Genomic DNA, 26,803 nt, shown 5'->3' with positions numbered 1-26,803 from the left:
GTTACGCAGTTTGACACGGTTTTTCGCCGCACTGCCACGCTCCACCGCGCGCGCCACACGCTCCCGCCGGCATCGGTGGTCAAGCTGGTAAGGTTAATACTGCGGAAATTCGATCTTTATTGTTTCAAAACCACAGCACCGAATAGGCGATCAAATTGAGATTCCGTTAAGCCAGACGACGGCATGTTGCCGGTCGCGAGAGAGCCGTCACGAGCGGCCCGTTCACCTGTGGGAAGGGGCAGGATGCACATCCTGGATTTGCGGTGCTGAGCGTTCCGACGCTGTGGACGGTATCCGTCACCAACTTTTTCGCGCTTGGCCTGGTCTGGGTCTACGTCTCGCGCTGCTATCCCAAGTTCGAAGCAGCGCGGTTCTGGACGGCGGCTGCGTTTACGGCAATCGCGGGTGCCGCAGCTTCGATGCTGCGCGGCGTGGTCGACTTCAGCCTGCTGCTGATCGGCTGCAATGCGCTTCTGACCTTCGCCTGCTGGTTCGTGGTCATGGGCGTCCAGCGGTTCTACAACCTGCCGATCTCCTGGCGCATGCCTGTGCTCGGTGTCGGCCTGACCTGCATCGGCCTCGCCTATTTCCAGTTCGTGCAGGACGACATGCCGATGCGGATCGCGATCTATTCCCTCGGACAGATCATCCCGGCGGCGGTGACGTTGCATTTGCTGATCATGCGGCGCGACGACCAGAATCCCGGCGCCCGCCTTGCCGCCATCTGCTGCGCTCTTCTCATTATCGCCTATGGCGTTCGCTCGGTCCTGGCGCTGATGCGGGTCGGGGGCGATCTCTCGATCGTCGATTTCAACGGGATTCAGGCTGCGCTGATCCTGATCGTGATATTCCTGTCGATGGCCTGGAACTTCGGCCTCCTGTTGATGGCGATCGACCGGCTGCGCAACGAAGTCGCCGATCTCGCGCTGCTCGATGACCTCACCGGGGTCGGCAATCGCAGGCTTTTCGTGCAGCGGCTGACCGAGGAATGCGCCCGCTCGGTGCGCAGCGGCGAGCCGTTCGCGCTGCTCGTGATCGACCTCGACGGCTTCAAGCGTATCAACGATACCCATGGCCATGCCGCCGGCGACGCCTGCCTGCAGCATTTCGCGCTGATGGCGCAGACCCGGTTGCGCCCCGCCGACATGCTGGCGCGCAGCGGCGGCGACGAGTTCTGCATCGTGCTGCCGTCCTCCACGCTGGCCGAGGGGGCGATGATCGCCCGCCGCGTGCTTGAGGTGTGCCGGGCTGATGCGGCCGAATGCTCGGGCCAGGAGATCCCGATCGCGGTGTCGATCGGGGTTGCGCAATGGACCAGGGAGATCGGCGCCTATCCGGACCGGCTGATCGCCGCCGCCGACCGGGCACTCTATGAAGCCAAGAAGCGTGGCCGCGACGGCTACGCGATTTCCGAGCCGGCTCCGCCGATAGTGCCTGACATCGCCGACATGCCTGACATTGTGCCGCGCAAAACGGCGTGAAGCCGCCTCACGGGGGCCGATGCATGAACCCTCGCCTGCTTGCGGCGGCGCTTTGCACCGCCGCGCTCGTCACGCCGGCCGTCGCGCAGACGCCTGACCTTGCGGCGATCGCGCGATCCTCGGGCACACCCGAAATCTCCGGTCTGGAGATGGTGTGGCTGGCGCCCTGGGGCGCCGTCGCAAGATCCCATCCCTGGCGCAACATCATCGTGCACCAGACCGAAGGCCCGACAGGCTCGGCCCGCGGCGGCGCACAGGCGCAATCCAAAAACCCGAGCCGGCGCGGCGTGATGGTGTGGGTCGAGACCGACGGCACGGTCTATTGGGCGGTCGACGAGAAGCTGGTGACGACCCATGGCGACGGCGCCAACCGCAACGACAATAAATATATCGACAACGGCCCGACCTATCACCAGGTCGTCGCCGGCAATTCGATCGGCGTCGAATTCGCCGGCAACTATCCCGACGTGACGCGTCCGCCTACCGAGGCGCAAGTCGCGGCGTGGCGGATCCTGGTGAAGGTGCTGCGCAGCCGCTACAACATCCCGCTCGAGCGCGTCTACGCCCACAACTGGATCGACTTAAAGGACGCCCGCTATTGCGAGGGCTGCGCCCTGGCGAAGATGGCGCGGGAGTGGGGCGAGTAGCGGGCCTTCAGAACTTCGCACTGAGATTGGCGCGGACGGTCTGGTCAATGACCTCAGAACCGAACTGGCCGCCGTAGGAGATACTCAGCACGGCGCCGGGCATCAGGTTGAAATCGAGCCCGACATCGCCGACCGCCGCGTTGCGGGCGATCGGCACGCCGGAGATCGAGAATGCACTGCCGCCGCCGGCGAAGGCGAAGGTTGCGAGCGGAGTGACATCGCCGAAGGCGTGGCGCCAGCCGAGCGAGCCGCGGACCGTGGCCGCAATGGTGCCGAGCATGATAGAGCTGGCACCGCGCAGCCCGAGCGTCGTGAAGGTCGCATCATTGTCCGCAGCCGCGCCGGTCAGTGCCGCGGCGCCGCCGATTTCCCTGAAGCCGTTGCTGCGCAGGCTCACATAGGCGAGGTTGGCAAACGGCTCGAACGACGTCCATCCGGCATTGATGCCGTAGGCGAGTTCGCCGAACACCTGCGCCGTCGCGGCGCCGTAATCGCTCCGCAGCGAGTCGGCGAAGCCGGGGAATAGGACGTTCCGCGTGGTCGTCAGGTCGTGCCATGTATAGGCAAGGCCGGAGCGGAAGCTGAGGCGGTCCCAGCCCGTGCCGCCATAGAGCCCGACATGGTAGTCATTGCTCGAGCCGGAGGAGCGGCGTTCGTTGGTATCGAACCGCGTGGCGCCGTAACCGGCGAACCCGCCGACCCGCCAGCTGTCGAAGATGGTGCCATCCGCGCCGACGAGGAAGCCGCCGGTCGAGCGGCCGAACCTTGCGGCGTTGCCGTCACCGTCCCAATGTCCCCAACTGCCGAAACCCTGGCCCCAGATCGCGAAGCGCTCCGTCGTGGGGATGGCGGCGGCATAGCCGCCTTTGCCATCGAGCACGGCAACCGCTGCATTCGACGCGGCGACGCCGCCGGCCGCAGCCCGCAGCCGGTTGAGTGCCGCCTCGCGCGGGAAGCGGCTGTCGTCGATCAACGCGCCACGGATCGAAGCATGCATCTCGCCGGAAAGCTGGTCGAAGGCAACACGCGCCTGCGGCGCGGAGAGATTGAGAACCGCATTGTAGACGGCGCTGCCGCCGCCAAGCGCCTCGACCCCGCCGGCGGTCGCGACCTGATTTGGCGTCACGCCGACAGAGGGGAAGGCGATCTGATTGCGGATCAGCGTCAGGTAGATGTTGTTCGGATCGTAGGTCAGCGAGGGCGCAAGGAACGCCAAGTTGGAAGTGACCGTATCGAACGCTCCGGTGATACCGCCAGTCGCCTTCAAGATGGTGTAGGTCGTGGACGGCGCGTAATTGCCGGAGCCCGCGAGCACCTGCACCTGGCCGCCAGTGATCGTGGCGGTACCGCCGGCGACGATCTTGTCGCTCTGGCCCGCCGCATTGACCTCCACCTGATAGATGGAGGTCGGCGCGAACCTCACATTGCCGGCGACGTTCAGCGTGCCGATCGAATTGCCGGGCGCGACGATGCCGTTGTTCAAAGCAGACAGGCTGCCGACGATACCGCTGCCGCCGAGCACGCCGCCCTTCATGACCTCCACGGACGCTCCGGCCAATGAGCCGTTCACGATAAGCTGTCCGCCGTAGACGTTGACGATGCCGGAGAAGGTGCTGCTGTCGGCGGTCAGGGTCGTGGTGCCCGCTTCAGTCCCGACATAGCCGACGCCGGTGATGACGGGGGCAAAGACGTAGTTCGAACTGGTGTGATTGAAGAGAAGAGCGCCGGTGCCGTGGTCCCCGACTTCGACGGTCGCCACGTTCAACGTGCCAGGCGCGGCTGCGGGATCATGGCCAGGCGTCGCATCTTCGCCGCCGATCGTGATCTTGCCGAAGCTGTTGGACGAACCGCCGACGCGAACGGTGCCGGTGCCATTGGCAACGGTAACTGTGCCACCATTGCTGATTGTCAGGATGCCGACGCCTGCGCCGCCCACATTGAGGGTGCTGCCGATATTCCAGGCCGCGCCCGAACCGTTGACGTAGGCATTGTTGGTCCCTTGCGGAGAGCCGTTTCCGACCGTGGCGACGCCCGACGTGTTGACGACGCCGCCATCGAGAATATTGAGCGTTCCCTTGCCGGCCACGCCGACCGTCAGGCTGCCGTTGTTGTTCCAGACCGAACCTGCTCCCGTCACCGTGACGATGCCGTTGCTCTTCGCGTTCGAGGCAATTTCTGCGTTGAAAGTATTGGTCAGCGTCGATCCGTTCTCGATCGTCAGCGAGCCCGTGCCCGCAAATCCCACGGAGAGGAGGCCGGTGGTCCAGCTCGATCCGGAGGTGAAGACGGCCGATCCCGTGCCGGTGCTGTTGGCGCCCAGATAGCCGCTGGCGCTGTTGACGTGGCCGCCGTTCTTGACGAGCAGGGTGGCATTGCCGCGACCGCCGACATTCAGCGTGCCCGTGCTGGTCCAACTTGCGCTGTCGACGGTGACCTGCCCGGTTGCGGCTGCGGCTTCAGCGATGGTGGCGCCGACGCTGCTGACGACGCCACCACTGCCGATGTTCAGCACGCCGTTGCCATTGGCGCCGATCGACAGGAACGCGCCGTTGGTCCAGTTCGCGCCGGACCCTGATACGGTTACCGTGCCGTTGGAGCCGAGCGAGCCGGCGATGATGCCCTTGTCATTCTGCACGCTGCCGCTCGGGCCGATGTTGAGCGTGGCGTCCCCGTTGGCGCCGACTGTAAGATCGCCGCCGACATTCCACGGCGACGCTTGCGATCCCGGGACCGTAGCGGTGCTGCCGCCTTCGATCACGGCCTGGGCCGAGGCCAGGGTGGAGCAGCTGAGCAAAGCCAGCGTGGTCGTCGCCAGCAAAGACAGCGGACGCCGTGCCGCCCAGAGGTTGAGACGGGCGCCGCGTTTATCAAAAAGCATAATTCCCCCAAAAGCCTGCCGATTCCATCGCCTTGCAATGGGCAGCACCATAGGGAGGCGGGGCATGCGCGGCTTGGGCTGCGCGCCGGAGTTCTTGGCTTGCACGGCACTGTCGCGGCGCGTCACACCGATGTTGCCGATCGGCAACGGTATGTCCGGACTACGGGGTCTTTCCGACGCCGGCAGCGCGGATATCGGACGGCCTCGCGCCATAGCGGCGGCGGAAGGAGTGATTGAAATAAGACAGATCGCCGAAGCCGCAGTCGAAGGCGATCGAGCTGATCGGCGATTCCGCAAAGCGTGCGTCGAGCAGCTTGCGGTGCGCCATCGCCAGGCGTTGCTTCAGCACATAGTCGGTGAACGTCGTGTGCCACTCGCGGAACAGATCGCGCGCTGTTTGCGCGGAGATGCCGTTGCGCTGCGCGACCGCATCGAGCGTCAGGTCGCGCGAGGCGAGATTGCGTTTGATGTCGTCCTGGATTGCGTGCAGTTTCGCGGCGCGCACGCCGCGCCGGCTGGCGATCTGTTGCCCATCGCGGTTCGGACCGAGCAGGATCGCCGCAAGGTCGTGCATGTGGGTGACGATCGCATCGCGCAGCTCGGGCAATGCCAGGGCTTCCTCATCATTGAGGACGCCGGCGTAGCGCGTTAGCAGCCCGAGGGTGGGATCGTCAGGCGGGATCGAGCGCAGCAAGCCGTCGTCGATATCGACCAGCACGCCCTCCAGGCGTTTTCGCGTGAAGCGGAAGTTCTGGAGGTGCGAGGGGATGTAGCCCAGGAATTCGCCGGCCTCGGAATTGGTGACGAAGGTGGCGTTGCCGCTCGGAAGATCGACCTCCCGGCCGATCTGCCGAAGCGCGCCGTGTCCCTGCACGGCATGGACCAGGACAATGTCGTCATTGTCGATCATCGAGGCCGTATGGCGATTGGTTGTCGGCGACAACCTGCCGTCGGCGATCGAAAATCCATTGACGCCCCTGATCCTGAAGTCGAGCTCGAAGGGAACGCCGGGCAGCGGATCGATCTCGAGCTGCATCAGCAGCCGGCCGTAGGTCTCGCGAAAAGCTTCGATACTGTCGGGACCGGAGAAGGCAGCGCTCGTCAGCTGCATCGAAATAATATCGGGATCGGTCAAAATTCTTCCTCGCGGCCGCCGCGGAACCCGGCACTGACAGCATAGTGTCGCCGTCCCGTCCACGGGTTCATGGCCGCAAAGAAAAAGCCGGCGTTGCCGCCGGCTTTGACCGAGTGATTTGTCTGGTCGTGCTGTCAGTGCGCGGCTTCGAGCGCCGCTTCCTGCTTGGCGATCGTGCCCTTGACGGCCGATTGCACCTTCTCGAAAGCGCGGACCTCGATCTGCCGCACGCGTTCACGCGAGACGCCGAATTCGGCGGCGAGGTCTTCCAGCGTCATCGGCTCGTCCGCGAGGCGCCGCGCCTCGAAGATGCGGCGTTCGCGCGGGTTGAGCACGCTGATGGCGCCGGTCAAGGCCTGGCGGCGATGATCGAACTCTTCGCTCTCCGCCATCAGGGCTTCCGCGTTCGGCGCGGTGTCGACCAGCCAGTCCTGCCATTCGCCTGCTTCGCCGTCGTCGCGGATCGGCGCGTTGAGCGACGCGTCCCCGCCGAGACGGCGGTTCATGTCGATCACGTCCTGATCCGTCACGCCGAGGCGGCTCGCAATCAGCTTCACCTGGTCGGGGTGGAGATCACCCTCGTCCAGTGCGGAGATCTTGCTCTTCGCCTTGCGCAGGTTGAAGAACAGCTTCTTCTGGTTCGCGGTCGTGCCCATTTTCACGAGCGACCATGAACGCAGGATGTACTCTTGAATCGACGCCTTGATCCACCACATGGCGTAGGTGGCGAGACGGAAGCCCTTCTCGGGCTCGAACCGCTTCACCGCCTGCATCAGGCCGACATTGCCTTCCGATACGACTTCGGATATCGGCAAGCCGTAGCCGCGATAGCCCATGGCGATCTTGGCCACGAGCCTGAGGTGGCTGGTGACGAGTTTATGTGCCGCGTCGCGATCGTCGTGCTCGCGCCAGCGTTTGGCGAGCATATATTCCTCCTGCGGCTCCAGCATCGGGAACCGACGGATCTCGGCGAGGTATCTGGAAAGACCGGATTCTCCATTGAGAACCGGCAAGGTAGCTGTACGGGCCATACTTGCGCCCTCCAGTGGTTCAGGCCCCCGATAGCGGCGGGCCCGGCAGGCGGCCGCTGTGTTAAAGCCGACCGGCTTGCGATGTTCCGCGTTGGATATTCAACGCAGGTGCAACAATACACCCAATGGCCCCCGATAGGGAAGGATTGCTGACGTCACGTCCCCGTGTGGCTGGTATAACCTATTGTCATATCAATGCTTTTTCAAGGGGTGCGTCATAGCGCCACCTCCGAGGCTGCCTTTCAGGAGAAGCAAATCCTCCGGCAGAGGCGCCTCCCAATGCAAAATTTCCCCGGTCCTGGGATGCTCGATGGTAAGGAGGTACGCGTGGAGCGCCTGGCGGCCGAGGGCGGCTAGCGCTGCCTGCGCCTCGAGCCCCAATTGGCTGGCCTTGGTCTTGAAATGCGGGCCGTAGACCGAATCGCCTAGCAGGGGATGGCCGATATGGGCGAGGTGCACCCGGATCTGATGGGTGCGTCCGGTCTCGAGCCGGCAGGCCAGCAGGGAGGCGACCGGCTTGCCGTCGCGCCCCTGAAACATCTCCTGCAGCTCCCAATGGGTGATCGCCTCGCGACCGCCTTCGCGCACCGCCATCTTCTCGCGCGCATAGGGATGACGGTCGATTGGCGCGTCGATGGTACCGCGCTGGCGGTTCGGCACACCCCAGATGAAGGCCACATAGCCGCGCTCCATCTCCCCGGTGCGGCCATGGTCGGCAAATTGCGCGGTCAGCGACTGGTGGGCCTGGTCGTTCTTGGCGACCACCATCAAGCCGGTGGTATCCTTGTCCAGCCGATGCACGATTCCCGGACGCCGCACGCCGCCGATGCCGGAAAGGCTGGCGCCGCAATGGGCGATCAGGGCGTTGACCAGCGTGCCGCTTTCGTGACCGGCGGCGGGATGCACCACAAGGCCGGCCGGCTTGTCGATGACGATCAGGTCGTCGTCCTCATAGATGATGTCGAGCGCGATATCCTCGCCCTTCGGCTCCGGCGGCACCGCCTCCGGAACCTCGACTATAACCGTATCGCCTGCGGCGACGTGAAAAGCAGGGTCGCGGACGGGGGCGTCCTTCACGGTGACGGAACCGGCGAGGATCAGCGCCTTCAGCCGCGACCGCGACAATTCCGGCAGGCGCGCGGCGAGGACACGGTCGAGCCGGGGCGAGCCCTCATCGCCCTGAACGACGACCGCCAGCCGTTGGCCGCCAGAGGGGACATCGGGGCATGGGGCGCCCTGTTCTTCTTCGTTCACGCTTACTTTCTTCGGCAAAACCGGTTTCCACTTCCGCAGATCATGTTTAAAGAGCCGCCCATGACCGACGCAACGATCCCTGAACCGACCCAAGAGCAGGCCGCCCTGATCGCGCGGGTGCGGCGGATGATGCTGATCGCGGGCCTGACCTCGGCGCTGGCGGTGGCCGTGGTCCTCATCGCCGTCGGGTATCGCTTTTACCGCGGGGAGGGAAGCCCTGCCGCCACGACCGACATCACGGCCACCCTGCCGAAGGGCGCCCGCATCGTCTCCACCGGCATCGCCGGCGACCGCCTGGTGGTGACCCTCGATATAGGCGGGGCCACCGAAATCCGCACGTTCGACGCAAAAACGCTGAAACCCGCAGGAAAACTCCGCTTCGTCAGCGAACCCTGAGCCGAGCTCGCTTGCAGTTTTCGGTTTTCGAGGCTATTGCCTGAGACCGCAACGCTCCCTTCGTCTAGCGGTTAGGACGCGGCCCTCTCAAGGCTGAAACAGGGGTTCGATTCCCCTAGGGAGCGCCATTTGGCGCAACTAAAAACCTCCGCAAAATCAGCTATTTAAGCGCAAAACTTGACATTTTCGGCTCCATCCCCCTATCTAAACGTCGATACATGACGTAGATACACGAGGTGCGGAGATGCCGGACTACCTGATCCAGCGGAACGGCCATTGGCAGTACCATCGCAGAGTCCCAAAGGCGTTCGCCGGGCTCGGCGGCAAGAGCAAGTTCGTCACGGTCAGCACCAAGATAGCGGTCGCGGCCGATCCCAAGGGCAGCAAGGCCGCGCGCAAGGCGGTCCAGATCAACGAACAACAGGAGGCGCGGTGGCGCAGCCTTGCATCCGGCGCGCCCGACGACAAGCAGCGCTGGCTGGACGCCGTGGCAATCGCCCGCTCGCACGGGGTTGATTACTTGCCACCGGTCGAGGCCGCCCAAAGAAAGATTGAAGAGTTGCTAGCCCGCATCGAGACCTTGAGGGTTGGCAATCGCGCGGCTGACGTCGCCACCGTGGACGCCGTGCTCGGAGGCGTTGAGAAACCGCGCGTGATGCTGAGCGATCTTGTGACTGAGTTCGAGAAAACGCAGCAGACGCAGATATCGAAAATGTCGCGCAATCAACTCCGCAAGTGGCGCAACGGAAAACAGGCTGCGGCCGACAAGTTCATAGCGGTGAGAAAGGATAAGGCGATTGCCGACCTTCGGCGAGACGACTTCACCGGATATGCCGACCATTGGGAAGCCCGCGTTATCGCTGGCGAGATCAACCCCGGCACGGCGAACAAGGCTATCTCGCACATCACCGGCATGGTGCGCGCCGTCAACAAGCGTCTACGGCTCGGGCTCGATCCATCCATCTTCACCGAGACGCGCCTAGCCGGCGGCAGGGATGGCAATCGCTCGCCCTTCACGGTCGAGCACATCCGCAACGTCATCTTGGCGCCGGGAGCGTTGGATAGCCTCAACATTGAAGCCCGTGACGTTGTGTACGTCTGCCTAGAGACCGGCGCCCGGCCAAGCGAGATTGTGAACCTCAGCAAGAGACGGATCAGGCTCGATGCCGAGATTCCATTCATCCGTGTTGAGGCCGAGGACAGGCTGCTCAAGACCGGGCACAGCGAACGCGACGTTCCGCTCGTCGGCATGGCGCTGGAGGCGATGAAGCGCCACCCGGCAGGCTTCCCGCGCTATCACGACAACGGCGACAAGCTCAGCGCCGCGATCATGAAGCACCTCAAGAAGAACAAGTTGCTGCCGCCGACCGATGCCGATGGAAAGCCGAAGAAGTACGGCAATTACAGTTTCAGGCACAGCATGAAGGATCGCCTCAAGGCCGTGGAGTGCCCGGAAGAGATGATAGACGAGATAGTCGGTCACGCCACGGGCAAACCGAAGTACGGCGATGGCTACGGGCTGCAGCTTAAGGCGAAGTACCTGCAGGCGATTGCTCTGACGCCAGGGTAACACCCCAACGAGCGAGGCGCAGCCTCACGCCTGCGGCGCAGCCAGACTTATCCGCAAGCCTTCCTGCCACGCTTTAACGTCGTCTTCGTACCAAGCGATACGCCGCGGTGCGATCTCGCGAGCCTTAGGGAAGCGGCCGGCATCCATTTCCTTGTAGAGCGTCGACCGACTAAATGGAACGATCGCCAGTACCTGATGCATGCCGAGCATCTTGCGGGGGCTGTTGGGCGCGTTGGCGTCATGTGTTTCCATCTCATGCTCCTGGCTGCCCCAGCCCACTGATGCCGACCGAATCGGTCACCAAGAGCATATGCTAAAAGTAGAACAGCCCGCCCCGTTTCCAGAGCGAGCTGCGGCCGTTTCCAACCCCATGGATTATACAGTCCGCTGTCTGCGCCTTCTAGCGCTGCTACGCCGCCGCCTCTGTCGCCTCCAACCGCTCGATGTCGACCCGCACGCTTTCGCGGATTGCGTCCAGCCAGCCTTCGGTCGGGTCGGTCAGCTCGTCCAGCAGCAGCCGCACCTTCGCGCCGAACTCCGCCCAGTCGGCGGCGGGCGTATTAACGATTTCCTTTTGGATCCCGTACGCTGTGCCGCGCAAGTCGTCGACAACGCGAGGCGGCAGCGGGCCGCGCGCGAGGTCGGTGGTTTTGCGGTGGGTATACAAAAGCTGGGAAACGGTCGGGCGGTCGGATTCGGTAGTTAGCATCGAGGCAGCCTGTCGCATGGGTGTCTCCGGTTCAACGAAAAGCGTTTACCATAATAGAAAACCGCGAATCTTAGGTGGTGTCAACGATTTTCGTTTATGGTACACGATTTTCTATGAACAACGGAACCGCCATAACGCCGGCCCAATCCAGAGCTGCACGCGGACTGCTGGACTGGAGTCAGGGACATCTCGCTTCGCTCTCAAACCTGAGCGAAAGTACAGTGCGCGACTTTGAGAAAGGGCGCCGACTCCCTGGCCCCAACAATCTCGCCGCCATCCGCGCCGCATTCGAGGCTGCCGGTGTCATCCTCATCGACAATGGCCAGTCGATCGACGGTGGGCCTGGCGTTCGGCTCGCTAAGAAGGCTTAGCTGCCTACCCCTTCCTTTGGGGGCGCTTCGGCGCGCCGGTATATCGGGATATCCGTCGATCGAAGGGGGCTGCACAGATGGAAACTTCGCTTTGGGATGCGCTAACCAGGTTCGTCTTACCGCCTCTTCTGGGTGCCGCGGGCGGCTTCACTACCATCATGGCCACATGGGGAGTTGAGAAGAGAAAATTGCGCCTTCAACAACGCAAGGATCATATAGCCTTGTGGCGCAACGAACTGCTGCCGATGATGCCGCCAAAAACGGCATGGATAGATCCGCTTGCCGCTCAGATCATGGCCACTCCCGTCTTTGCCAGCTTAGCGCCTCACCTCTCACCAGATCTGCTGAAAAAGATGAGCGGAGATACCGTATACATCGGTGGGGACTTTCCAAGGCGTGAGCTGATCGAGGTAATCGGCAAGCTAGAGAAGCGTTGGGGGCTGGTTTGATCCCGATGAACCTCTCCTCCCCCGGCCACATGCGTTTGTTCGGTAGCGGGCATTGAGGGCGGGAAAAGCCGGCAACTGTGGCTTTAGTGCCACTTCTTGCGCTTGCTCGGGGTGGTTGTGTCGGGCTAGCGTTCGCCCGCAAAATGGAATGGGGCGGGCAATCAATCTTGAAATACCGTGCGGATGTTGATGGCCTGCGGGCAATCGCAGTGCTGTCGGTCATGGCTTTCCATTACGGTGCGCCTGTGCGCGGCGGATTTACCGGCGTCGACGTCTTCTTTGTCATTTCCGGCTTTCTGATCACCCAGATACTCGTCGCCGAAATACAAGCGGGAAAGTTCTCGCTGCTCGGATTCTATGACCGTCGCGTTCGACGTATTTTGCCGGCGCTACTCGTAATGTTGGGTGTCACGCTGTTCACTGGCAAATTTCTGCTGATGCCAGGAGACTACCAGGCGCTGGCGGCAAGCGCCGCTGCAGCGGCCTTCGGTGGATCCAACTTCTACTTTCTAAATCACACTGGCTATTTCGATCAGGCTGCCGACCTGATGCCAATGCTGCATACATGGTCGCTCGCTGTTGAGGAGCAGTTCTACCTTGTATGGCCGGCCCTCTTGCTCCTCATCGTCACCGCCGCGAGAAAACGCGCGGATGCCGCAGCCATTACGGCTGTCGTCACGATAGCTATTTTCGGCGCCAGCCTTGTCTACTTTACGGTTGACGAAAAGGGTGCATTCTACATGGCCCCTCCACGCGCCTGGGAACTGGCGCTGGGCGCGCTCCTTGTACTACTGCCAGCTATTCCTCGCTTTCTCTGTCCTATGGCGAGGGTCGCTGGATTGGCGCTCATTGGATATGGCTTCGTCCGAATTGACGCCACCGATTTCCCATATACCGCGGCTCTCTATCCCTGTGTCGGCGCGGCACTCGTGATCTGGCCGTGCGAAAGTGACAGCGCACCTTCGCGATGGCTAGGCAAGCTCGCACCGATCGGCCTGATCTCCTACAGCCTCTATCTCTGGCATTGGCCGGTCTGGGTATTCTTCCGTATCTATATCAACAACGGCCAGCCGAGAATCCTCGAAGCCTTGGCACTTGCAGCAGTGTCCGCTGTTCTGGCCGTCCTCTCCTATCGGTTCGTCGAACGTCCATTCCGAATGGCACGCTTCCCAGCCTCGTATAATGTATGGGCCGGTCTCGGCGCCTCACTAGCTTTGCTCTGCGCGGCGATGTTCGTGCACAGCGATGACGGGATTCCGGACCGAATCCCACCAACCGCTTATGCAATGCGAAGCCTCGACGAGATGTGGAACTGGCCATGCGGGCGTGGCTTCCTCCGATTTCCATGGATGACTTTCGATTCCTGCCGGTTTGGCCCTGCTTGGGAAACCGCCCATCACAAGGCTTTCCTCTGGGGCGATAGTCACGCCGAGCATATTGCCCCGATCCTAGAGGCAGCATCGGATGATAAAATCGCCTTCACCTTATATGTGGACTGCCCTGCCGCGTTGGGCGAGCATGTATTCCGGCCATTTCCCGGATATCGTTGGGCCAAAAGCTATCGCGCACACTGCACGAATCTACGAGAGAACGCGATCAACTATCTCCAACAGAACAAAGACATTGACCTAGTTGTCTTTGCGGCCTCCTGGACGTACCTGAGTCACGCGATAGAGCAGGACGGATTTTACCCTACGTCGACAGATGAATACGAACTAGTGGCGCTGGGTCTCAAGTCTCTAATTGAAAAGGCCCAAGCGCCACACCGTAAGTTTGTTATCATCGCCGACGTGCCTCAATTTCATCACGACCCCATTCCCTGTGCGCTCTCTGCGGTTACGCCTTTGTGGCGCAGATCCTGCGATGCAGGCGGCAAGCAGGTCAAAGCTTCGGATTTCCTCGCCTTTCAAGGCAGGATGTATCAAGCCCTGGAGAGTATCGCTAAAACGAGAAGCGATGTTGATGTGATCCTTCCGGGTCGCGCCATGTGCAAGGGCGAGTATTGTCTCTCAACAATAGACGGTGAGTACCTGTATAGAGACGGCACTCACATTCGCCGCAATCTGAGCAGTGCAACTAAACTAGGATTCGCCAATCTCATCGGGCTAACAGCAAGCCTTGCGGAGATGATTGCCCCTTAGCCTGCTGTTTTGCGACAAACTCTACTTCGAGCAAAACTCCGTAATGAGCGCGAAGCCCGGAGCACCATTTCCACCGCCGACGCCGGCACCACTGTTCACAACGCTGCCGCCGCCGCCGCCAGATCCAAAACCTGTTCCCGCGCCACCGCCGGCAAACGAAGTCGCCGAATTAGCGAGGCCGCCGCCGCCTATTTCAGTCGATCCGCCCTTACCGGTGGCGATGTAGGCCACCGTACCGGTGAGATACACGCCCGTTCCGCCAGGTTCGCCCGTGCCGGTGATGTCGCCCGTGCCAGTAACGCCTCCCGCGCCGCCAAGGCCCAGCGACGATGCTCCGCTGATGTATCCACCGCCAGAGCCGCCCTTTCCTATGCATAGCGAACCCAAAGAAGTATCGCCGCCCGGTGAACCAACGGCCGCATTGACACCTCCGTTGCCGCCTGCGCCTATCGTGACTGCCTTTGATGCGCCGATATCAGCAGCCGTCGCGAATTTGATTGACTTGCTGCCTGCGCCACCGCCGCCAGACGACCCAATAACTCCGGCTTGTCCTAAGACACCACCACCTCCGCCGCCGCCGCCCCAGCATTCGATGATGCAATAAAGCATCCCGGCGCTTGGCGTATAGGTGCCATTGGCCGTGAACTTCTGAACCTTGACGGCCCGAACAAGTCCGCCGTTATCGCCGAGTTGGTTCTGCTGCGTAGGGGTGAGCGACTGAGCAACGCCGTAACTCAGTCCTCTTAGATTTCCCAGTGCGGTGTCTTTGTTGACTAGGTCTGATAGATTGTTCGTCGACAGAAGATCGCCGGTACCCTTCTGCGCCACCTTGATCCATTTGCCGGCGGCAAGATCAGTCGCGAACGTCCCAGATGTATGCGACACCAAGCAGACGTAGGTTTCGCCAGCTTGCACGACGGCGCTTGCCGGCGGTCCTGCGGCGTACGCGGTGCCCGTTACCCATGCTGCCGGCGCAGTCCAAGCCGCCGGTCCAGTGCTGCCCGTATCACCCTTCGCCGCGAGTACCTGCCAATACGTCGCATTCGGTGGCGTCTGGTTCGTGCTCGGTGCGAGCGCCACATAGGACGATCCCGCCAACGAAACGACGTCTCCGACCGCATAGGCCGTCGCACCGCTCCACGGGCCAGTAATCTTGAATCCCTTGTAGATGCCCTGAAACACCCACACGCCGCCGGTCTTGAGCCAAAGCTTGCCGGTTGAGACCTGCAAGGCGAATTGGTCCTCTTCGCCAAGCGAAGGATCCGGTTCGGTGAGATCCGGGGCAACGAAAACGTAGAAACCATCCGTGTTCAGCGCCGCAACCATTTTTGAGACGTCGGCCATGGCGGTAGAGCCGGCAAAGCGCAGCGACGATTCCTGAATGATGGTGTACCCGACGCCGCTCTTGTCGCCGCCGGTCCACGGTGCCCAGAGCGAGAGATGGTTCGTATCGATAACGTCCTTGATCGCCAAGTCCGGCAAACCGTCGACAATAATCCTGTCGCCCGGCCGCGCGTTGACGCCTGACCAGATCGTGCTGTTGCCGATAATGACGGTATCACCGTTCGCGACTGAGATTGTGCCAGTGCTGTAGCTATTGATTGCGGTCAACTTTAAAGATCCCCCTGGCTCGTCTCAAACGTTCCAAAATACATTTTCCGCTTCTCGTCGTCTTCTTTCGCTTCGGCGATCACGGCCGCAAGCCGCGCTTTCGCTTCACGGAATGAAAGCGTCTGTTGGCGTGCGCCATCGCGCACATCTTGATGTTGGGTGGTCATTGGATTCCTGATTGGTGGAATAGGTGAGATCAGCGCTGCGCGTACATGGCCCAGCCAAACTGTCGCAACTTGCGACAGTTTATCGCCGCGCTGCCTACGCAAACGGCTCGGCTGACGGTAGCCGCCGCCGAACTTCGTCAACAGTGTCGACATATTCGGTTGGACCGCGGATGATCACCACGAACTGATGGTTAAACGCGTCGCCTACTGAAACGCCAACCACAGTGCAGGCACGCCAAGCCTTGCGTCCGGAGCCGTCGTGCACGGCGAATTCCGCTTCATAGTTCGGGACCGGAATCACGCGACAATCTTTCGTAGCTGCACGGCACCAGCCTCGGTATCGATGAATTCAAATGCATCGCCGACCGCCGGGTGAACTGTGCCCGCCTCGCGCAGCGCCTTGCGCGTGATCGAGTGTGCAGTGCCATCGATGGCGACAAGCCATAGCCGGCCAATGCCATCGTCAGCGACGATGCGCTGAAGCGTTCCAAATTTCATTTCTAAAATCTCAGTATGTTGGTGGTGGACACCGCGTTCCCCTACGGTGTCCACCTTGTCACGCCGGCCGAAAGGAACACCGACGCGACGTTATCTCCGCCGTGCCGCGAACTCATTGCGCAGAAACCGCGCAACTGCAGCTAGAGCGCTCGGCTTCTCGGGTTCGCGATGCTTAGCTGGCTTCATATCGTAAAAGACACAACGCGGATCATGCTTCTCCGGTCCGGCAATTTCAGCCTCAGCACGCTTCAGTGCTGCGCTACGCTGCGCGCGATTCTTCGGCCTCGCGGCATCGCGGATCTCAGCTTCGGCCCTCGCGAGACGTCGGCCGCGAGAGGCGGATTCAAGGTCTTTCAACAGAACCTCGGCCTTATCCAGCGTGGCGCTGGTTTTCGTTTTCTTAGTCATTTTAGTAATTCTCCACGATATCCAACGGCGCCGGCATTCGCCAATCCGGGCGATCTTTCTCACTAGCGTGGCCCTTTGTGATCGCATCTTCAATCAGCCACAACAAAGGTGTCTGCTGCTCGTGAAGTTCGCCGAACGCCCTCAGCGTTAGCGGTCGGAGGTGTTTTCGCTCGACGCCATCGACGCGCATGCCGTCTAGGAACTCATGATGCGCTTGCAGCGCGGCGCCGAGGCTCTTGGCGGCAGCCACAACCTTGCTAGCGACGACTGCGTAGTCTTTTCGCCGCTGTTCGGTGGCCAGTTTGCTGTAGGTGGCACGCTCCTTTTCGATCTCTATCGACAGCAATTTGCGCGCTTCGGTAAGAGCTTCTACCTGCGCACTCACCTCGCGCATCTCGGCGGCGCCACTCCAAACCTCTGGCAACGGAGGCGGGTTAAGCTCTTCTGGCGGCTGCTCAGGCAGTAATGCGCCAAGTAGCTTCTCTGCGCCCTCGTGCCGACGGACTGGTTGCGCTTTCGGCCTCGGAGCATCGCCGCTCCATGTCGGAACGCCATTCTTGTGCTTTTCCTGTGTCAGCGCTCGGCCGCGCTGCGACAGTTCGTCTAGTTGCGCCGCAAGTTCGCGATCTTTCAGAAGCAGATCGGCATATCGTGGCGAGATCGCGCGAATGGTTTCGATATTGTCCAAGTATGATAACTCCAAGTGTGCGCCACCGGCGCGGGATTAGCGGCTATGCCGCGTGACGAACGCCAAGCAAGCGGTGAATTTCGGCGTCTGCTTCTGCGGATGTAAATCCGCGGAATTCGTAGGCGATAGCGGCCAATGTAGCACCTGGAATGGTGACAGACTTCGTTGCAGCATCTTCAGGCACGGCGGCCCCGAAGTGCAGTCGTACGTCGTTGACGATCAGCGTTGCGCCAGGCTGCACAAGTCTGAAAATCAATCCGCCCCGCGCGTATGCGGCCGGCTCAACAAGACCCTCAATGATGTTTCGGAGCACGCCGCCGAACTCGATTCCGGATTCAGTTGCCAGCGCTTCGAATTCGGTGACGGTAGCAGCAGCATGACCAAGGCCACGGTCGGCCACAACGACCAAGAACAGCCTCGCCAAATCCACTGGACCGAGATCCGGAACGCACCTTCCCCGAGCTTTGGGGAGCGCGCCAGCTTCCGCGGCCCGTTGCGCAAGAGCGCTCGCCCGGCCAGGATTAAGACCGAGACGCCGCGAAAGCGCCTCGATCGCTTCAGAGCGGATCATGATCTCACCTATGTTTTTGGAAAGGATTATCTGAACGGCAAAAATGGGGGCGCCGGCCAAAACCGACGCGAGTTGCGCACTCATGTCGACAACAACTTTCGTTGCCATCTGATGAGATACGTATTGGCGGCCAAGTTTAGGGACCGCTTATGCCGCCTTCGGCAAAATATTTTCACCAACCAGCGCTCGCAGTGCCGCGAACGCCTCGTTGATCAGAAAGATGCCTCGCCTCTCAGCGTGCTTGCCGCGATAGCCGCTGCTCTCGCCGATCTCGCGCGCGGTTGCGTCGCCGATCGCCATATCCAAGATATCAGCATGCGCACCAAGCGCCTGGCGCAGTTGGCCCTGCTCTTCTTTCCGCGACTGCTCGGCCTCAGCGAAGCACTCCAATGGCGCTCCTGATCTGCCGGTTGAGTGAGTGATGCCGGCGAGGAAGCCCGCATTCCGGGCAAACGGCGCGGAGGTGCGTACCAGTCGGCGCAGATCACGCGCCGGGGGCTTCTTCCGGCTGCCCTTCTCGGCCCGCAATCGCTCCACCGGCTCTAGCGGAACGCCCCTGCTCGTGTGCCCCCAGCGAACCAGGCGGCCCCTGCGGAACACCAGCGGCCCAATCCTGGCGGTATCGCCATTGCGATAGACAATCGGATCGATCACAGGCTGCACGTCGCTGCGCTGGCCGTTGCGCACGGTGCAATGAACGCTGACCCGCCTTGCTGGCGCGGATTCCCAAGCGCGCTGCAGATCCTCAACGGTTGGGCGGCACTCCAAGTCTTGCTCTGCCGTGGAAAATCCGGTGTTGGCCGGCTCATCGCCCTCGTCGACAACAATTTCGGGCTCGGCATACACGTCTGCAGCCGGTGCGGACTGCAGATCCCGCCAGTATTTCCAGAGGCGCGCCACGTCAGGCGCAACCCGGCCGAGGCGCTCAAGCTGTGGGAGGTTTAGGACGGGCTCTGGCTTGGGTCGGGCGGCCTGCACAAAGGCACGCCTCGCAGCGAGGTCGGTGAAGCTATCGGCGGTGGTAGGGCCGTTGTCGTTGGCCGGTGTGGGCTGCCAGGTTGATAGTGCCTCGCGGAAATCGAGATGCAGTGCGGGCATGTGCCCTCCGTTCGTGACGTGACTTTTTCTGGGATTGTTTCGCGGCCAGTTTGGAGGGCCCCCGCCTTACGGCAGCGCCTTCTCGCCTATCGCTCGCAGCAGTTGCGCCTGCAGCGCTAGGGCGACCTCCACCGGCTCGCGGTCACCACCGATCAACGACTGCGGCTCCCGATCAAGCGGGCACGGGCCGAACTTGCTGCGGCCGAGCGCTGCGGCAAGATGGATCTTGATATCCCTCAGCTCGTAGTTGTCCGCGCCGCGTTTGAGCATATCGAAGCCTTGCCGGAACAACTGAACCGCCTCGATAGTAACGTGCGTAGAGCGGCGCCGCCTATCGCGTTTCAATCTAGCGGGCATTAGCGTGGCTCCCCGAATTCGGTGAGTGCCCACGGCGGCCCCCAGCGCCCGGGGCCATTCGGGTGCTCAGCGTGCCAGTTCGCCATGTGCTCGCGCCCGAGCCGGTGCCAGGCCGCATCTGCGGCATCGCGTGGTGGTTGGCCGTTCTCGTCCAATTCCACAATTCCTTGCAGATCCCCGGTGCACGGCCAGCCCATGTCAAAGGTCCACTCCCAGTCGTCTAGGTCGCCAGCGACCTGCTTGCGCCGATCCCGTCGTTTTCTGACCGGCATTAGCGGCGGCTCCCATAGTCAGCCGTGCGCGGAGGACGGCTATCTGGCGCTACCGCGTCCAACGCAAGCTCGCGCAGCAACCTGGCGAAGGCCAGCCGACTATCGCGCTCGATGGCAATGGCCGGATGCGCCTTCAAGACGCCGTAACGATCGGGCACGGTGATGCCGTCCGTTGCGATGGCCTCGCGGGCCTGCTCGCTGCGGTCCCACGCCTCGGCCGCCTTCACCAAGAGGCGAAAATGGAAGCTTTCGAGGTCAAAATCCCCCAGAATTTGCTTAATCCAGCGTCGCGTGGCGGGTGCCAGGTGTTTTGGAATGACGTGCGTCATGTATTGAATTCCCCTGAAATGAAGTGGTTGATAGGTCGTCGTGTGGTTGCAGATAGATCGCAACTAGTTGAACCGGGGCAGCAATCGCGCGTGAAGACGTTGGGCATTCCGGTGTCCGAGGGAAACGATTGAGACTTTCTCTATACCCGGCCCCGTACCCCATGGTCACGCCGACCTGTGCTTGCGCAGCAGCCGGCTCACGTCGATCGGTGGGGTACCAATACCCAGCCGATCCTCCAGCCACACCACAGCTTCGCCGGGAGCCATGCCGAAGCACACGCTAACTAGGTCTATCGGCGACATTCCGCAGGCCGCCGAATGGTCGTAGATGCCAACGGGCTGGATGGATAGCGCCCGACCGCGCTTGGCGCGCCTGTTCACCGAGGGCCGAAAGCTGGCAATGCTATGGTACCCGTTGGCGTAGCGCCGCAGATCCTGAAGACCGAGATCTGGAACCCACGCACCGAGGTTGGCTAGGGCTTGAGCTTTGATCTGCGACCAGGGATGGTAACCGTCACCGGCGGGCGTCTGTCGCGCCGGAGGTGGTTGATAGCCGAACGGCTGCAGCGCAGCTACTAGCCGCGCCGCGATGTCATCGGGTAACTCGGGCAGACGTTCGGGCGGCGTATCTTCTAGGGTGTCCTCGGTGATCCAGATATACGGCTGGCCAGTCTCTGGGTGTAGCGTCGGAGGGACAACGGTCTGCCTTCCGTAGGCCAATAGGTCGATGGCCCGGCCTCCGGTTATGTTGAAAGCCGTCGCAGCGATATCGGGGGATCCGCGAAAGAATGCGCTGTATCCCTTCTTGCCGCGTTTCTTTACCGACGAAGGTGGGATGGTGGATTCAATGGCCGCCCGGATCTCGGCGTTGTCGGTGTCGACGTCGATAACCTTTACGGTGTGGTCCAGCACCACGCAGACGCCTGCGTCTGGCCAACGTGACCAGATGCTGGTTTCATAGTGCGACGGCAGTCGGTCGCAGTATCGCGACCACGCGCGCATGTTTTGCCATTCGCCGAAAGTGTATAGGCCGGGCACCTTGTCACCAGGCCGGCAAGGGATGGCGCTGTAGCCCATGTCGACGAGGCGCGGGCCTGCGAATGTGTAGGTCTGCTGTATCCGTTCCAACGTTCCAATCTTCCCTAATAGAGGGGTGGATCTGGGGGCGAAAATGACAGGTGTCTTAGAGGACGCTGGAACACTGGAACACAGAGATATATAATATATATATTATTGTATTCATTAGGCTTTCTCACCACCGGGTCGTTCCAAAACCGTTGGAACACATTGGAACGATTGGAACGGATTTGGCACTTTTCGCCCGATCCGTTCCAATTCGTTACGCTGCTTTTGGAACGGAAATGCGCGATCCGGTCCCGTAGAACCTGCCATCCTCGCCGAAGCCGCCCTCGATGTTGACGCGGCCTGCTTCAGCCAACCAGACCAGATCGTTGCAGACTTCCGCCTTGTCCTTGCTGCCCCCGACGCCCTTGGCGCTCAGTAACTTCGAGAAGTAAATGGAGCCGCCCCTGCCAACCACCGCATCCACGATCGCATTTCGGCGCGCGTGGTGTGAGGTCTCTGCGACCTTGGTCTTGGAGACGGTCTCCAGCCAACGGCAACCGTTCCGCACGATGCTGTTCGCCCATTCAATGTCGTCGATCTGAACAACGGGGTTAAGAGGACTGGAGCTAATCGCCCGCAACGTAGCGAGCTTCATCACGTTCTCAGCAAGCCGACCATAGATCGTATCCGGCAGTTGCGTCTGCTCCCGGAAGATCTCGTTCCAGCGCTGCTTTGCTTCACCGTGCTCACCGCCGAGAATGTCGGCTTTGCGTTTTTGATGCGGCATGTTCTGCTTGCCGGCGAAATTTCCGCTCGGAAGAGACTCAATTGCGCGCGACACCTTATCGATAAACTCAAGGCTCGGGTTTATATTGCGCTCCAGTCCAGGGACGCGAATATCCTCCGGTCGCAGACGCGGTGCGGGCGGCACGATAATAAACCTATTGAAAAAACCCTCCGAGAAAACGCTCTCTGATAATCCCCTGAAGAGGGAGTCTGGCGTCGTCGTTGCGATCAGCGACAAGGCTGGTCCATAGATCGGCTCGCTCTTTTTGCCAGGTTCAAGTCTGGCGTATGCCCTGCCGTCAAACGTGCTGTCGGCCTGATCGTAAATCGCCAGGAGAAACTTGCGGATCCCTGTCGCGGTGGTGTCTGCTTTCGTGCTGTTGATGTTCTGGAGCGTGATGCCGAACTCATCCATGTGAAGGCATGTCGAGTTCCCCGCAGTTTCACGGATTATGCGCTCGATCGCCGCTGCACTGGTTGGATCGCCACCGCTGAAGCTGCCCGGCTTCACCTTATTGGCAAGACGCCTGCCCGCTTTCGGTGGGTGAGCCTTGCCGCCGCCCGTCTCTTGGACTCCCAGTACGTATGTGTTGATGCCACCGCCGACCGGCGTAAGCATTCTCGATCCACACATGCCGGCGAGCGTAGCCAGCGTCGTCATCATTGAAAGCGCAGGCAGTGGCATGATCGCAGTATCTGTGATCCACGTCGTGATATCGCCAATGACACCGCCAGCGCGGTTCGGATCAAGCGCACTCAGATTATCGTTATCGTACTTCACCCGAGCATCTCCAACGTCATGCGCGCATGTTCCTTACGGCGCTGCTCAACGCCATAGATAAGCTTGGCCTGGCATAGCTTGATGTTGTGCATGATCTGCTGATTTAAGGTCATCGAATCCCACTCCTCTGGAGTCGGATTCGGTGCATCTAAGATGGCCTGATAGTAAGAGTTCATCACGCGGTCTCCTTCATCTCTGCCAGTCTCCGACGACGAAAATTGTTGACCTTGATGCAGTGCGACTCCCATGCGTCGACGGTGGAGTATTCTGTGCGGTTCCGCTCTCGACAAAAGACCGTGCCATCAGGGCATTCAATGGCTCGATCACCCAACCCTTTCCAACTTTCGTCATTCTGGAAGATTGGCTCAGGGTCGCTGTCGGCGTACAAGCGCCACGCGATGATGGGCGCGCGATAGAACTCGCACTCATATTCGTCATCGCACCACACCGCCTTCAGAGCGTAGTAACCCGCCGCTGCGGGAATGATGTCAGTCATAGAGAGCCTCCGTTGATCGCTAACTACCAGTACGGCTTTGAAGTCCAACACACTAAAAGCTGCGCAAAGAAAAATTATGTTGAGAGATAGGCCGGGGGCGAGCGCGTGGTGAAGGGCATGCGCAAATATTTTTGCGGGTGCGCCAGAAATACGGCGCCGGCACCGGCTCCAAGTTCTCGGGCCTGCGCGGCGAATGTCAGGCGGCTTGCTGTTGGTCTTCGCCGGCAAGACGTTTCTTCAGGTCGACAGCCAGATTGCTCCACATGAGAGCGGCATCAAGCGCGAGCTGAACCATCTCCGGAGTCGCCTTGAACTTCTCATGGCCTGGGAACTCACTAGACCAGAAGGCGGGCATTGAGATTTGGTGGCGCGCCACGCCAATGACGCTGCGGCGCCATTGGTCGACCGGCTCGTTTTTCAGATAGTAGCCATCTTCGTCGGTCTCGGGATCGGGCTCGTCGACCGGTTCAGGTTTGGTCCTCCTGTCAGTTAACTTGTCTAATGCCCTTCTGGCCGTGGCGGCGGCCTTGGCTGCACCCATCTCGAACCGCTCGCGCAGTACCGCGACCTGCTTCTCAGGCTCGGTTTGCTTCGCTGCCTCCAGCAGTGCGGAGCGGTTGTCATCAAGACCGGCGTCGACGGCTGCAGCCTTAGCCTCTGGCGACAGGGACGCGACCTTCACTGCACGGATAGCGTCTGTGCGCTCAATGCCAAGATCTCGGGACGCCTCGCTGATGCCGCCCTTGTTTCCGCGCCCTCCGGAAACATGTGCAAGTTGCACAGGTTTATCATCGACGTCTGATATCTCCGGCTTGACGGTGGTCAACTCGATCCAGCGGGCAATCTGTTCGTCTCGCTGAAGGACGGTTAGCTCCGCGCGGTGAAGGTTCTCGGATATCTCGGTAAGCTCGGCATCGACGTCGTTGAGGTCTAAAACGAGACAGGTGATCCATCTCCAGCCCAGACGCTTTGCCGCCTCAAGCCTATGGTGACCATAGATGAGGACGGGGACTCCGTACTCCTCGACGCCGTCTATCACCATCTTATCGACAATACGAACTGCAGGCGGGCTCTGAATTCCGACGCGCTCAATGGACGTCATCAACTGCGCGACCGTCTCTTCGCTCAGTGGTCGGCGGCCGGACGGGATCACGATCTGGCCGTTAAGCTCAAGGTTTCTGTAGTTATCGTGATAGCGTCCCTTCACGGGGTAGAGCATCGATGCCCTAACATGATCCGCTTGATCACTAAGAAAGCGGTCAGCCCGCCTCATGTTTTTGAGGCCCATGCGTTCATGATTTCCATTTTCGTCGCGCCATACACAAAGCTCCTCATCGCTCATCGAATCGAAGTCTGGCGTCTTACGCGCCTCCAAGACATCAAGATGGCTTGCCACGCCATCAAGACCCTCACAGCAGACGCGCCCCTCATTGGCGATGAGCCAATAATCGTCACCGTGCTTGTCGATCTCGGAGAAGCCCAGCCCCTTGGCCCGCTCGCGCAGTTCAGTGATGGTGGTGGTCATGCGGCCTCCAGCTTGCAGCGGTTGTCGTTCGCGCCACGCACCGCCTTTCGCCCTTCAAGTCGACGCCGCGCACGCGCCATCACGTCGTCCTTCGACTGTAAGGCGGCGATCTCCCGCTCAAGGCGTTCGACGTAGGGCGCGAACTGCGGGCGGTTATGCCGAACCATGACCTCGGAAATTAGGTCGAGTGCGGCGTCGAGACGCTCTGCGGTGACCGCAGGCGCTTTTGGGATGTGCATGGTGTGGGATTAAACGGTCGGGCATGTTGCAGCCGAGGGACCGATAGCGCCTGCCGGGCCAAGGCCCTCAATGGCAGTCACGCCGAGGCTGAAGCCCCGCAGGTGCGACCGCATGTAGACGACAAGGTTATCCTAATCAACCCTTGGCCCGTCTTTATATTTTCTGTCCAGGTATTGCGCCAAGTCCGTCACGAGGGAAGCCAATTTCTGCAGCCGAATCGCTCCCAGCTTTCACACTAAACGTAGATACATTGCGTAGATACATGTTCGAGAGCTGAAATCATAACGCATTGAAATGTAAGCAGAAATAACATCAATCTCATTGGTTTCATTCCCCTAGGGAGCGCCAGCGATTTCAAATACTTAGTGAAGGCCTCCACGCTCCGTCGAATAAACGGCCGCGCACGTAGGCAAACGCACTACCACCAAACACTCGTCCTTTTGTCGACTCTACGCGCGACCGAACGCGTGTTAGCAAAGGATGCCGAGAGGATGCTGTTAATTTTTCGCGCTCAACGTAGATTGCGTTGCAGTGTCCGCAATGCGCGGCTACGTGAGAGCTGGCGTGATCCTTCAGCAGAGACAAAACTGTCGTGTCGGAAAATACTGCGCCTGCGACAGGCAAGAACGTTCAACTCTCTGCGGACGGCGGTACGACTCAATGGGGTCCCTATGTTTTGGACCGGCTCGTTGCGCCGAAGTGCTCGGACCTGACTGCATGTCTTGCGCCCGAGCTGCCCGAGCCCTCCAACTATTACGCATCATTCTACCTCAACAACGTCTTTGTGGTAGGCGTGCCCGACAAAGTGCGCTCACCCATTATCGTGTTCCTGCGTAGGCTCGCGAATGCTGTCCGAGACTACCGGGCGGGGCGGGAGCGAATGTTGGAGTGTGTCGCAGCCCTTCGGCATTCCAACGCCATGGTGCAAGGTTACCTGGCTGCGCTCTCACATTTCGAGAGCACGATTGTAAATACGTATCTTGCACTGATGTCGCACGAGGCCATAGGCAGGCTCATGGACCCACATTTCCCAAAGCCTTTCCAATCTGGCGATGGCTCCCCGCCTCAACGGCTTAACGCGGCGTACAATGCGCTCAAGCATTTCAATGGCAATATTGAGCGGGGAATAATCCCGGATGGTACTACGCCAGTTTGGCTGCTCGACGATGGCATAGAGAGCGTGGGATCACAGGGGCAAGCAAAGTTGCGATTTGAAGAGCTGGTCGAACTGCTTCGCGATCTCGAACGAGACGCCCGCTACCTGTCAGAAGATGTCTACCGTTTGGCTCGTGAGCGAAGTCAAGCGGCGGGTGAGAAACTCGATGCAGTACCACCCGCTGCCGACTAACGTTAGGCACCATTGCCCGTCATCCGGGACGCGAAGATCGTACGAAACATTTCTCGCTGCATTGGAGTTTGCTGGCGTTGCCCACGCCGTGCCGAGGGTAGCGTGATCGATCTTTTTCGAGGAAAATAGAAAGGTCTTGCCTTTCCAATTCACACGTTTAAGTAGATATTGGAGCTTACAGGCAGATTTATTGTTGCGCTATCGCAACATAAGACCGAAGGTCAGAGGCCAATGCTTCCTGACTGCAGAATTATGCACGTTCAATGCGGAATACGAAATCGCATGATCGCTAAGGAGTGCCTGTAAGCTCTCAATAAAGTGGGGGCGAGGGGCATTTGAGCGTACTTGGTGACCTGAAGGCTGCGACATCGCTAGATCGTGTCCCGTGACGTGGTGTAACTGCGGCGTGGCACCGCGTTCGTCGGCCGGAGCCGGGCAGGTCAGCTGGCGATAGCCGGAAGGCTGACGGTTGGATCATCGCTCAACGGCGCGATTGTTTCC

29 protein-coding genes and 1 tRNA gene are annotated in these 26,803 nt (G+C 60.7%); 9 read left to right on the top strand and 21 right to left on the bottom strand.

Annotated features, from left to right (window positions below; translation table 11 throughout):
• Positions 1-263: 263 nt before the first annotated feature.
• Both ACZIRK_RS22285 and ACZIRK_RS22280 read left to right on the top strand, forming a co-directional pair.
• The gene (locus ACZIRK_RS22285) at positions 264-1,481 is read left to right on the top strand and encodes a GGDEF domain-containing protein (protein ID WP_130223088.1); all 1,218 of its coding nucleotides are present in this window, start codon (positions 264-266) and stop codon (positions 1,479-1,481) included.
• Positions 1,482-1,504: 23 nt separating this feature from the next.
• Positions 1,505-2,128 (top strand): peptidoglycan recognition protein family protein, encoded by a 624-nt coding sequence (locus tag ACZIRK_RS22280; protein ID WP_463328115.1) that lies wholly within the window; start codon positions 1,505-1,507, stop codon positions 2,126-2,128.
• Positions 2,129-2,135: 7 nt separating this feature from the next.
• On the opposite strand, the gene ACZIRK_RS22275 is transcribed toward ACZIRK_RS22280, so the two are convergent.
• The 4 genes from ACZIRK_RS22275 to ACZIRK_RS22260 form a co-directional block, all read right to left on the bottom strand.
• Positions 2,136-5,006 (bottom strand): autotransporter outer membrane beta-barrel domain-containing protein, encoded by a 2,871-nt coding sequence (locus tag ACZIRK_RS22275; protein ID WP_463328114.1) that lies wholly within the window; start codon positions 5,004-5,006, stop codon positions 2,136-2,138.
• A 160-nt stretch (positions 5,007-5,166) separates the two neighbouring features.
• Positions 5,167-6,117 (bottom strand): helix-turn-helix domain-containing protein, encoded by a 951-nt coding sequence (locus tag ACZIRK_RS22270; protein WP_463328113.1) that lies wholly within the window; start codon positions 6,115-6,117, stop codon positions 5,167-5,169.
• 158 nt (positions 6,118-6,275) lie between these two features.
• Entirely contained in the window at positions 6,276-7,172 is an 897-nt protein-coding gene (gene rpoH, locus ACZIRK_RS22265; RefSeq protein WP_028161616.1) for an RNA polymerase sigma factor RpoH, read from the bottom strand.
• Positions 7,173-7,364: 192 nt separating this feature from the next.
• Positions 7,365-8,369 carry an RluA family pseudouridine synthase gene (locus tag ACZIRK_RS22260; protein ID WP_130223298.1) on the bottom strand — a complete coding sequence of 335 codons (1,005 nt, stop codon included), beginning with the start codon at positions 8,367-8,369 and terminating at the stop codon, positions 7,365-7,367.
• A gap of 117 nt (positions 8,370-8,486) precedes the next feature.
• Between ACZIRK_RS22260 and ACZIRK_RS22255 the strand changes: the two genes are divergently transcribed.
• The 3 genes from ACZIRK_RS22255 to ACZIRK_RS22245 all read left to right on the top strand — a co-directional run bounded on the left by ACZIRK_RS22255 (position 8,487) and on the right by ACZIRK_RS22245 (position 10,392).
• Positions 8,487-8,822, top strand: a complete 336-nt coding sequence (locus tag ACZIRK_RS22255; RefSeq protein ID WP_130223081.1) for a hypothetical protein — start codon at positions 8,487-8,489, stop codon at positions 8,820-8,822.
• A 53-nt stretch (positions 8,823-8,875) separates the two neighbouring features.
• Positions 8,876-8,950: transfer RNA gene (locus tag ACZIRK_RS22250), tRNA-Glu, on the top strand.
• A gap of 359 nt (positions 8,951-9,309) precedes the next feature.
• Positions 9,310-10,392 (top strand): site-specific integrase, encoded by a 1,083-nt coding sequence (locus ACZIRK_RS22245; protein ID WP_463328112.1) that lies wholly within the window; start codon positions 9,310-9,312, stop codon positions 10,390-10,392.
• 24 nt (positions 10,393-10,416) lie between these two features.
• Here the strand turns inward: ACZIRK_RS22245 and ACZIRK_RS22240 are convergent, their stop codons facing one another.
• Together ACZIRK_RS22240 and ACZIRK_RS22235 are read right to left on the bottom strand one after the other, a co-directional pair.
• Entirely contained in the window at positions 10,417-10,644 is a 228-nt protein-coding gene (locus tag ACZIRK_RS22240; RefSeq protein WP_463328111.1) for a helix-turn-helix transcriptional regulator, read from the bottom strand.
• A gap of 157 nt (positions 10,645-10,801) precedes the next feature.
• The gene (locus tag ACZIRK_RS22235; RefSeq protein WP_463328110.1) at positions 10,802-11,119 is read right to left on the bottom strand and encodes a hypothetical protein; all 318 of its coding nucleotides are present in this window, start codon (positions 11,117-11,119) and stop codon (positions 10,802-10,804) included.
• Positions 11,120-11,214: 95 nt separating this feature from the next.
• Here ACZIRK_RS22235 and ACZIRK_RS22230 point away from each other — a divergent pair, with 95 nt between their 5' ends.
• From ACZIRK_RS22230 to ACZIRK_RS22220, 3 genes are all read left to right on the top strand, one after another.
• Complete coding sequence (locus ACZIRK_RS22230) at positions 11,215-11,472, top strand: helix-turn-helix domain-containing protein (RefSeq protein WP_463328109.1); 258 nt, start codon at positions 11,215-11,217, stop codon at positions 11,470-11,472.
• 77 nt (positions 11,473-11,549) lie between these two features.
• The gene (locus ACZIRK_RS22225) at positions 11,550-11,921 is read left to right on the top strand and encodes a hypothetical protein (protein ID WP_463328108.1); all 372 of its coding nucleotides are present in this window, start codon (positions 11,550-11,552) and stop codon (positions 11,919-11,921) included.
• A gap of 167 nt (positions 11,922-12,088) precedes the next feature.
• Positions 12,089-14,062: an acyltransferase family protein gene (locus tag ACZIRK_RS22220; protein WP_463328107.1), complete on the top strand. Its 1,974-nt coding sequence runs from the start codon at positions 12,089-12,091 to the stop codon at positions 14,060-14,062.
• A 21-nt stretch (positions 14,063-14,083) separates the two neighbouring features.
• Here ACZIRK_RS22220 and ACZIRK_RS22215 read toward each other — a convergent pair whose 3' ends face one another.
• From ACZIRK_RS22215 to ACZIRK_RS22145, 15 genes are all read right to left on the bottom strand, one after another.
• Positions 14,084-15,673, bottom strand: a complete 1,590-nt coding sequence (locus ACZIRK_RS22215) for a glycine-rich domain-containing protein (protein ID WP_463328106.1) — start codon at positions 15,671-15,673, stop codon at positions 14,084-14,086.
• 2 nt (positions 15,674-15,675) lie between these two features.
• The gene (locus ACZIRK_RS22210) at positions 15,676-15,993 is read right to left on the bottom strand and encodes a hypothetical protein (protein WP_463328105.1); all 318 of its coding nucleotides are present in this window, start codon (positions 15,991-15,993) and stop codon (positions 15,676-15,678) included.
• Between the two features lie 144 nt (positions 15,994-16,137).
• Entirely contained in the window at positions 16,138-16,392 is a 255-nt protein-coding gene (locus tag ACZIRK_RS22205; RefSeq protein ID WP_474418525.1) for a hypothetical protein, read from the bottom strand.
• Positions 16,393-16,428: 36 nt separating this feature from the next.
• Positions 16,429-16,746, bottom strand: coding sequence for a hypothetical protein (locus ACZIRK_RS22200; RefSeq protein WP_463328103.1), 318 nt, complete (start codon positions 16,744-16,746; stop codon positions 16,429-16,431).
• Position 16,747: 1 nt separating this feature from the next.
• On the bottom strand, positions 16,748-17,434 hold the full coding sequence (locus ACZIRK_RS22195) for a hypothetical protein (RefSeq protein ID WP_463328102.1): 687 nt from the start codon (positions 17,432-17,434) through the stop codon (positions 16,748-16,750).
• A 43-nt stretch (positions 17,435-17,477) separates the two neighbouring features.
• Positions 17,478-18,113 (bottom strand): hypothetical protein, encoded by a 636-nt coding sequence (locus ACZIRK_RS22190; RefSeq protein WP_463328101.1) that lies wholly within the window; start codon positions 18,111-18,113, stop codon positions 17,478-17,480.
• Positions 18,114-18,152: 39 nt separating this feature from the next.
• Positions 18,153-19,103 carry a hypothetical protein gene (locus ACZIRK_RS22185; protein ID WP_463328100.1) on the bottom strand — a complete coding sequence of 317 codons (951 nt, stop codon included), beginning with the start codon at positions 19,101-19,103 and terminating at the stop codon, positions 18,153-18,155.
• 66 nt (positions 19,104-19,169) lie between these two features.
• The gene (locus ACZIRK_RS22180; protein ID WP_463328099.1) at positions 19,170-19,394 is read right to left on the bottom strand and encodes a hypothetical protein; all 225 of its coding nucleotides are present in this window, start codon (positions 19,392-19,394) and stop codon (positions 19,170-19,172) included.
• A gap of 337 nt (positions 19,395-19,731) precedes the next feature.
• Positions 19,732-20,061: a P27 family phage terminase small subunit gene (locus ACZIRK_RS22175; protein ID WP_463328098.1), complete on the bottom strand. Its 330-nt coding sequence runs from the start codon at positions 20,059-20,061 to the stop codon at positions 19,732-19,734.
• 165 nt (positions 20,062-20,226) lie between these two features.
• Entirely contained in the window at positions 20,227-21,189 is a 963-nt protein-coding gene (locus tag ACZIRK_RS22170) for a bifunctional DNA primase/polymerase (RefSeq protein ID WP_463328097.1), read from the bottom strand.
• A gap of 211 nt (positions 21,190-21,400) precedes the next feature.
• Positions 21,401-22,693, bottom strand: a complete 1,293-nt coding sequence (locus ACZIRK_RS22165) for a YfjI family protein (RefSeq protein ID WP_463328096.1) — start codon at positions 22,691-22,693, stop codon at positions 21,401-21,403.
• Positions 22,690-22,869, bottom strand: coding sequence for a hypothetical protein (locus tag ACZIRK_RS22160; protein ID WP_463328095.1), 180 nt, complete (start codon positions 22,867-22,869; stop codon positions 22,690-22,692). The genes ACZIRK_RS22165 and ACZIRK_RS22160 overlap by 4 nt, the downstream gene beginning before the upstream one ends.
• A complete protein-coding gene (locus tag ACZIRK_RS22155; RefSeq protein ID WP_463328094.1) occupies positions 22,869-23,189 on the bottom strand; it encodes a hypothetical protein in 321 nt (106 codons plus the stop codon). The genes ACZIRK_RS22160 and ACZIRK_RS22155 overlap by 1 nt, the downstream gene beginning before the upstream one ends.
• Before the next feature lie 196 nt (positions 23,190-23,385).
• Positions 23,386-24,714 carry a ParB/RepB/Spo0J family partition protein gene (locus ACZIRK_RS22150; RefSeq protein ID WP_463328093.1) on the bottom strand — a complete coding sequence of 443 codons (1,329 nt, stop codon included), beginning with the start codon at positions 24,712-24,714 and terminating at the stop codon, positions 23,386-23,388.
• Positions 24,711-24,953: a hypothetical protein gene (locus tag ACZIRK_RS22145; RefSeq protein ID WP_463328092.1), complete on the bottom strand. Its 243-nt coding sequence runs from the start codon at positions 24,951-24,953 to the stop codon at positions 24,711-24,713. Before ACZIRK_RS22145 ends, ACZIRK_RS22150 begins: the two co-directional genes overlap by 4 nt.
• A 593-nt stretch (positions 24,954-25,546) precedes the next feature.
• Here ACZIRK_RS22145 and ACZIRK_RS22140 point away from each other — a divergent pair.
• Positions 25,547-26,302: a hypothetical protein gene (locus ACZIRK_RS22140; protein ID WP_130223079.1), complete on the top strand. Its 756-nt coding sequence runs from the start codon at positions 25,547-25,549 to the stop codon at positions 26,300-26,302.
• Positions 26,303-26,803: the final 501 nt, after the last annotated feature.

It is taken from the genome of Bradyrhizobium sp. Leo114 (assembly GCF_055229415.2).
The sequence above is the reverse complement of the archived record's forward strand: the minus strand, read 5'-3'. Positions and strand labels throughout refer to the sequence as shown.

Bases quoted from the DNA above. Each gene is read 5' to 3' on its own strand.
- ACZIRK_RS22280 (WP_463328115.1), top strand. From the start codon at position 1,505: ATGAACCCTCGCCTGCTTGCGGCGGCGCTTTGCACCGCCGCGCTCGTC.
- ACZIRK_RS22275 (WP_463328114.1), bottom strand. From the start codon at position 5,006: ATGCTTTTTGATAAACGCGGCGCCCGTCTCAACCTCTGGGCGGCACGG.
- ACZIRK_RS22270 (WP_463328113.1), bottom strand. From the start codon at position 6,117: ATGCAGCTGACGAGCGCTGCCTTCTCCGGTCCCGACAGTATCGAAGCT.
- rpoH (WP_028161616.1), bottom strand. From the start codon at position 7,172: ATGGCCCGTACAGCTACCTTGCCGGTTCTCAATGGAGAATCCGGTCTT.
- ACZIRK_RS22255 (WP_130223081.1), top strand. From the start codon at position 8,487: ATGACCGACGCAACGATCCCTGAACCGACCCAAGAGCAGGCCGCCCTG.
- ACZIRK_RS22240 (WP_463328111.1), bottom strand. From the start codon at position 10,644: ATGGAAACACATGACGCCAACGCGCCCAACAGCCCCCGCAAGATGCTC.
- ACZIRK_RS22235 (WP_463328110.1), bottom strand. From the start codon at position 11,119: ATGCGACAGGCTGCCTCGATGCTAACTACCGAATCCGACCGCCCGACC.
- ACZIRK_RS22230 (WP_463328109.1), top strand. From the start codon at position 11,215: ATGAACAACGGAACCGCCATAACGCCGGCCCAATCCAGAGCTGCACGC.
- ACZIRK_RS22225 (WP_463328108.1), top strand. From the start codon at position 11,550: ATGGAAACTTCGCTTTGGGATGCGCTAACCAGGTTCGTCTTACCGCCT.
- ACZIRK_RS22210 (WP_463328105.1), bottom strand. From the start codon at position 15,993: ATGTCGACACTGTTGACGAAGTTCGGCGGCGGCTACCGTCAGCCGAGC.
- ACZIRK_RS22200 (WP_463328103.1), bottom strand. From the start codon at position 16,746: ATGACTAAGAAAACGAAAACCAGCGCCACGCTGGATAAGGCCGAGGTT.
- ACZIRK_RS22190 (WP_463328101.1), bottom strand. From the start codon at position 18,113: ATGGCAACGAAAGTTGTTGTCGACATGAGTGCGCAACTCGCGTCGGTT.
- ACZIRK_RS22185 (WP_463328100.1), bottom strand. From the start codon at position 19,103: ATGCCCGCACTGCATCTCGATTTCCGCGAGGCACTATCAACCTGGCAG.
- ACZIRK_RS22175 (WP_463328098.1), bottom strand. From the start codon at position 20,061: ATGACGCACGTCATTCCAAAACACCTGGCACCCGCCACGCGACGCTGG.
- ACZIRK_RS22160 (WP_463328095.1), bottom strand. From the start codon at position 22,869: ATGAACTCTTACTATCAGGCCATCTTAGATGCACCGAATCCGACTCCA.
- ACZIRK_RS22155 (WP_463328094.1), bottom strand. From the start codon at position 23,189: ATGACTGACATCATTCCCGCAGCGGCGGGTTACTACGCTCTGAAGGCG.
- ACZIRK_RS22150 (WP_463328093.1), bottom strand. From the start codon at position 24,714: ATGACCACCACCATCACTGAACTGCGCGAGCGGGCCAAGGGGCTGGGC.
- ACZIRK_RS22145 (WP_463328092.1), bottom strand. From the start codon at position 24,953: ATGCACATCCCAAAAGCGCCTGCGGTCACCGCAGAGCGTCTCGACGCC.